The 3730-nt window shown below is 66.9% G+C and carries 5 protein-coding genes and 1 riboswitch; all 5 genes read left to right on the top strand.

Features of this window, described 5'->3' with window-relative positions; translation table 11 throughout:
• Nucleotides 1-147 precede the first annotated feature (147 nt).
• A riboswitch (FMN riboswitch) is annotated at nucleotides 148-292 on the top strand.
• Between the two features lie 122 nt (nucleotides 293-414).
• A complete protein-coding gene (locus AS93_RS0116580; RefSeq protein ID WP_027591633.1) occupies nucleotides 415-1077 on the top strand; it encodes a riboflavin synthase in 663 nt (220 codons plus the stop codon).
• A gap of 12 nt (nucleotides 1078-1089) precedes the next feature.
• Entirely contained in the window at nucleotides 1090-2169 is a 1080-nt protein-coding gene (gene ribBA, locus AS93_RS0116585; protein WP_027591634.1) for a bifunctional 3,4-dihydroxy-2-butanone-4-phosphate synthase/GTP cyclohydrolase II, read from the top strand.
• A gap of 58 nt (nucleotides 2170-2227) precedes the next feature.
• Nucleotides 2228-2704 carry a 6,7-dimethyl-8-ribityllumazine synthase gene (gene ribE, locus AS93_RS0116590; protein WP_027591635.1) on the top strand — a complete coding sequence of 159 codons (477 nt, stop codon included), beginning with the start codon at nucleotides 2228-2230 and terminating at the stop codon, nucleotides 2702-2704.
• On the top strand, nucleotides 2701-3189 hold the full coding sequence (gene nusB / locus AS93_RS0116595; RefSeq protein ID WP_027591636.1) for a transcription antitermination factor NusB: 489 nt from the start codon (nucleotides 2701-2703) through the stop codon (nucleotides 3187-3189). The genes ribE and nusB overlap by 4 nt, the downstream gene beginning before the upstream one ends.
• A 3-nt stretch (nucleotides 3190-3192) precedes the next feature.
• A partial coding sequence (thiL, locus tag AS93_RS0116600) for a thiamine-phosphate kinase (RefSeq protein ID WP_027591637.1) occupies nucleotides 3193-3730 on the top strand: 538 nt, incomplete at its 3' end.

Consider the following 3730-nt stretch of genomic DNA (forward strand, 5'->3'; position numbering starts at 1 on the left):
GCCCTTCGACCCCAAACTGGCGCTTGCGCGGTAGGGAGCAAGACGGTATCTACGGACTGACACGACCCTCGCAAAGCCCCTACTCCCCCTGTGGCTGCATGCCGCAGCCATTTGTGGTAAAAACGCCGGCGGATCGGCCCTCCGATCCAACGTTCTCAGGGCGGGGTGAAATTCCCCACCGGCGGTGATGGCCTGAATGGCCCAAGCCCGCGAGCGCCCGCCTTCGGCGGGGTCAGCAGATCCGGTGTGATTCCGGAGCCGACGGTCAGAGTCCGGATGAGAGAGAGCGGGACGCCTCGACGCGTGCGGTCCGTGCGCGCGTCCGTTTCCCCTTCGATCAGCAGCGCCCTGTTTTTCCACGAAAACAGGAGTTCGTTCCATGCAGTGCGTTCTTTGCTCCGGCCGGGAGGCAACATGTTCACCGGCATAATCGAAGCCATCGGCACTATCCAGAGCATCACCCCCAAGGGTGGCGACGTCCGTGTCTATGTGAAGACCGGCAAGCTCGATCTGGGCGACGTCAAGCTCGGCGACAGCATTGCCGTCAACGGCGTGTGCCTGACCGCCGTGCAGCTCCCCGGCGACGGATTCTGGGCCGACGTCAGTCGCGAGACCCTGGCCCGCACCGGCTTTGCCGACCTGAAATCCGGCAGTCGGGTCAATCTGGAAAAGGCCCTGACGCCGACCAGCCGCCTGGGTGGCCACCTGGTCAGCGGCCATGTCGACGGCGTGGGCGAGATCATCAGCCGCGAAGACAACGCCCGCGCCGTGCAATTTCGCATCCGCGCGCCGCGCGCGCTGGCCAGGTACATCGCCCTCAAGGGCTCGATCACCGTGGACGGCACCAGCCTGACGGTGAATGGCGTCGACGGCGCCGACTTCGAGCTGACCATCGTGCCGCACACCCTGGCCGAGACCATCATGGCCGACTACCGCGCCGGTCGCCGCGTGAACCTGGAAGTGGACCTGCTGGCCCGTTACCTGGAACGCCTGCTGCTGGGTGACAAGGCTGCCGAGCCGACCCGCACCGGCATCACCGAAAGCTTTCTGGCCGCGCACGGCTACCTGACCAAGTAAGGAGCGGGCCCGATGGCTCTCAACACGATCGAAGAAATCATTGCCGACATCCGCGCGGGCAAGATGGTCATCCTCATGGATGACGAAGACCGCGAAAACGAAGGCGACATCATCATGGCCGCCGAGTGCTGCCAGGCTGAACACATCAACTTCATGGCCCGCCATGCCCGCGGCCTGATCTGCATGCCGATGAGCAAGGAGCGCTGCGAGCGCCTCAACCTGCCGCTCATGGCGCCGCGCAACGGCTCGGGCTTCGGCACCAAGTTCACCGTCTCCATCGAGGCGGCTGAAGGCGTGACCACCGGCATCTCTGCCGCCGACCGCGCACGCACCGTGCAGGTCGCCGCCGCCCGCGAGGCCAAGGCCGAGGACATCGTCAGCCCCGGGCACATCTTCCCGCTGATGGCGCAGCCTGGCGGCGTGCTGGCGCGTGCCGGGCATACCGAGGCGGCCACCGACCTGGCGCGTCTGGCCGGCTTCGATGCCAGCGGCGTGATCTGCGAGATCATGAATGACGACGGCACCATGGCCCGCCGTCCGGAACTCGAAGTGTTCGCCGAACAGCATGGCCTGAAGATCGGCACCATCGCCGACCTGATCCACTACCGCATGATCCACGAGCGCACCGTGGAGCGGATTTCCGAACAGCCGCTGGACACCGAGCTGGGCCAGTTCAAGCTGGTCACCTACCGCGACAGCGTGGAAAACGACGTGCACATGGCGCTGATCATGGGTGACATCACTCCGGAAGTGCCGACGCTGGTGCGCGTGCACAACATGGAGCCGCTGCGCGACCTGTTGCAGGTCAAGGTGCCCGGCCGCTGGAGCCTGCGTGCGGCCATGGCCGAGGTGGCCAGCGCCGGCAAGGGCGTGGTGCTGCTGCTCGGCAAGCCGTTCAGCGGCCAGGAGCTGCTGGCGCAGCTCAACCGCACCCAGGCGCCGACTCCGGCGATGTACAGCACCGTCGGTGCCGGCTCGCAGATCCTGCGCGATCTGGGCGTTCGTCAGATGCGCCTGATGAGTGCGCCGATGAAGTTCAACGCGATATCCGGTTTCGACCTGGAAGTTGTAGAATACGTCGCCGCAGAATGATGCTCAGGGCGCCGCAGGATCGCGGCGCCTTTGTTCTTTTTCGAAAGAGACCCTTTTCATGACCCTCAAGACCATCGAAGGCACCTTCGTTGCACCCCAGGGCAAGTTCGCCCTCGTGGTTGGCCGTTTCAACAGCTTCGTCGTCGAAAGCCTGGTAAGCGGCGCCATCGACACCCTGGTTCGCCACGGCGTGAGCGAAGACAACATCACCATCATCCGCGCCCCGGGCGCCTTCGAACTGCCGCTGGTGGCCCAGAAGGTCGCTCAGCGTGACGAGTTCGCGGCCATCATCGCCCTTGGCGCGGTGATCCGTGGCGGCACCCCGCACTTCGAGTACGTGGCCGGCGAATGCACCAAGGGCCTGGCCCAGGTGTCCATGGAATACGGTGTGCCGGTCGCCTTCGGCGTGCTGACCGTCGATTCCATCGAGCAGGCCATCGAGCGCTCCGGCACCAAGGCGGGCAACAAGGGCGGCGAAGCAGCCCTGTCCGCACTGGAAATGGTCAGCCTGCTGACCGCCCTGGAGGTCAAGTGAGCCTGCACCGCGACGACAGTCAGGACGCCCCGCAGCCGGCCGGCAAGCCGACCAAGGGTGGCGCGCGCCGCGCGGCGCGCGCCCTGGGCATGCAGGCCCTCTACCAGTGGCACATGGCGCGCCAGGCTCCGCACGAGATCGAAGCCCAGTTCCGCGTCGACAACGCCTTCGTCGGCGTCGACGGTGCCTATTTCCATGAACTGCTCAACGGCGTGCTCAGCAACCGTGGCGAGATCGACGAGCTGATCGCGCCTTGCCTGGACCGTCCCATGGACGACCTGGACCCGGTGGAGCTGGCCATCCTGCGCCTGTCCACCTATGAGCTGAAGCAGCGCCTCGACGTGCCCTACCGCGTGGTGATCAACGAGGGCATCGAGCTGGCCAAGACCTTCGGCGCCACCGACGGCCACAAGTTCGTCAACGGGGTGCTCGACAAGCTGGCGCCGAAGCTGCGCAGCGCCGAGCTGCGGGCCGGCAAACGCTGATCCGTGGGTGAGTTCGAGCTGATCCGCCGCTTCTTCGCCACGGCGCCCTGTGCGCAAGGTGGTGAAGGCGTGGCACTGGGCATCGGCGACGACTGTGCCCTGCTCGAACTGCCGCCCGGCGAACAACTGGCGGTGTCCACCGACACCCTGGTGGCCGGCAGCCATTTTCCCCTGCAACACGATCCCTTCCTGCTCGGCCAGCGCGCCCTGGCGGTTTCCACCAGCGACCTGGCCGCCATGGGCGCCACGCCCATCGGCTTCACCCTCGCCCTGACCCTGCCGGACGCCGACGAAACCTGGTTGCGGCGCTTCGCCGACGGCCTGCAGCGCATGGCCGCGCAGTGCAGGATGACCCTGCTGGGCGGCGATACCACGCGCGGCCCGCTGACCCTCGGCATGACGGTGTTCGGCCGCGTGCCCAAGGGGCTGGCCCTGACCCGTGCGGGCGCTCGCCCGGGCGATCTGCTGTGCGTCGGTGGCAGCCTGGGGGACGGCGCCGGCGCCTTGCCGCTGGTGCTGGGCGAGCGGCCGGCCGACGGCG

It is taken from the genome of Pseudomonas sp. RL, assembly GCF_000647775.1.
Taxonomy (GTDB): domain Bacteria; phylum Pseudomonadota; class Gammaproteobacteria; order Pseudomonadales; family Pseudomonadaceae; genus Serpens; species Serpens flexibilis.